This window comes from Aeromicrobium sp. PFPM2_SD2, assembly GCF_057364525.1.
Map to the genome: position 1 here is coordinate 1 of NZ_JBNFNZ010000616.1, position 1,139 is coordinate 1,139.

Annotated in this window: 1 protein-coding gene; it reads left to right on the forward strand. The window is 74.0% G+C overall.

From position 1 onward, the window contains the following. Window positions 1–90: 90 nt before the first annotated feature. Window positions 91–945, forward strand: coding sequence for a FliI/YscN family ATPase (locus AC2W7G_RS16885; RefSeq protein WP_485869459.1), 855 nt, complete (start codon window positions 91–93; stop codon window positions 943–945). Window positions 946–1,139: the final 194 nt, after the last annotated feature.

A 1,139-nucleotide genomic window follows, 5' to 3' on the forward strand; every position in this document is an offset into this window, starting at 1 on the left:
CGGCGTCGACAACGCCGCCCCGAACGCCCTCGACCGCCCCCGCATCGACCGCCAGCTCGGCCTCCGGCGTGCGCGCCCCTCGACACCCTCGTGCCCTGCGGTCGCGGCCAGCGCCTGGGCATCATGGCCGGCTCGGGCGTCGGCAAGTCCAGCCTGCTGTCGATGATCGCCCGCGGCACGGACGCCGACGTCAACGTCATCGCCCTGGTCGGCGAGCGCGGCCGCGAGGTCTCGGAGTTCATCCACCACGACCTCGGTCCCGAGGGCCTGGCCCGCTCGGTCGTCGTCGTCGCGACGTCCGACGCGCCCGCCGTCGAGCGCATGCGCTCGGCGTTCGTGGCCACCCGCATCGCCGAGTGGTTCCGCGACCAGGGCAAGGACGTCGTCCTCATGATGGACTCGCTGACCCGCGTGTCCATGGCCCAGCGCGAGATCGGCCTGTCGGCCGGCGAGCCCCCGGCCACGCGCGGCTACCCGCCGAGCGTCTTCGGCCTCATGCCCCGCCTGCTCGAGCGCGCCGGCACCTCGCCGCACGGCAGCATCACCGGGCTCTACACCGTCCTCATCGAGGGCGACGACCTGCAGGACCCGATCGGCGACACCGCCCGGTCGATCCTGGACGGCCACGTCGTCCTCTCGCGTCGGCTCGCGACGGCCGGGCACTTCCCCTCGGTGGACGTGCTGGAGTCGATCTCGCGCACCACGTCGCGGATCACCGACCCCGAGCAGCAGCAGGCCGCGCGCCGGCTGCGCAAGCTGCTCGCCGCGCACCGCGACGTGCGCGAGCTCGTGGAGATCGGCGCCTACGCGGCCGGCTCGGACCCCGACGCCGACGCCGCGCTCGCCGCGATGGGCGCGATCGACGGCTTCCTGCAGCAGGACATGGACGACCAGACGCCCACCGCCGAGGCCTGGCAGCGCCTGCGTCAGGTGGTGGCGGCATGAGCGAGCGCAGCGAGCGAACGATCAGCATGGTCGTGGACGGACGTCCGTACCGTGCGCTCTTCACGGAGGTTCGTCCATGACGAAGGTGACGCACGACGCCGGCCTGCACGCGGTGCTGCGCGTGCGCTCGGTGCGCGAGCGCGACAGCCGCCTGGGCCTGCACCAGGCGCTGGCCGAGCAGGCCGGCGCCCAGC